Consider the following 835-nt stretch of genomic DNA (forward strand, 5'->3'; position numbering starts at 1 on the left):
AGCTACCGACCTTCGGCCGCCAGCTGGCCGCAGCGGTGCCGATGCGCCTGCGCTCCAGCTACCGACCTTCGGCCGCCAGCTGGCCGCAGGCGGCTGCGATCTCGCGGCCGCGGGTGTCGCGGACCGTGCATTCCACGCCCTGAGCCCGCACGCGTCGCACGAACTCCCGCTCCGCCGGCTTGGGACTGGCATCCCATTGGCTGCCCGGCGTGGGATTGAGCGGAATCAGGTTGACGTGCACCAGCTGCCCCAGTGCCTTGTGCAGTTTCTTCCCCAGCAGGTCGGCCCGCCAGGGCTGGTCGTTGACGTCGCGGATCAGCGCGTATTCCACCGACACCCGCCGGCCGGTCACGTCGGCGTAATAGCGTGCGGCGTCAAGAACTTCGGCGACCTTCCACCGGTTGTTGACCGGCACCAGGGTGTCGCGCAGCTCGTCGTCGGGGGTGTGCAGCGACAGCGCGAGCGTCACCCCGAGGCGCTCGTCGGCGAGCTTGCGGATCGCCGGCGCCAGTCCGACGGTGGACACCGTCACCGCCCGCGCCGAGATCCCGAAGCCGTTCGGCGGCGGTTCGGTGATCCGCCGCACGGCTGCCACCACCCGGGCATAGTTGGCCAGCGGCTCCCCCATGCCCATGAAGACGATGTTGGACAGCCGATCCCCCGCCGGCCGAGAGGCACCTTGTTCCCGTAATGCCACTGCCGCGGCCCGCACCTGCTCGAGAATCTCGGCGGTGGACAGGTTCCGGGTCAGCCCGGCCTGCCCGGTGGCGCAGAACGGGCATGCCATGCCACAGCCGGCCTGCGAGGAGATGCACACCTGTCTCTTATACACATC

The 835-nt window shown here is 69.7% G+C and carries 1 protein-coding gene; it reads right to left on the reverse strand.

All coding sequences use genetic code 11. The features are described 5' to 3' along the window. Nucleotides 1-58: 58 nt before the first annotated feature. Nucleotides 59-835, reverse strand: a 777-nt coding sequence (gene rlmN / locus LI92_RS21375) for a 23S rRNA (adenine(2503)-C(2))-methyltransferase RlmN (protein ID WP_046322574.1), incomplete at its 5' end; no start/stop codon positions are given.

Source organism: Mycobacterium sp. UM_Kg1 (assembly GCF_000972925.1).
Lineage (GTDB): Bacteria > Actinomycetota > Actinomycetes > Mycobacteriales > Mycobacteriaceae > Mycobacterium > Mycobacterium hiberniae.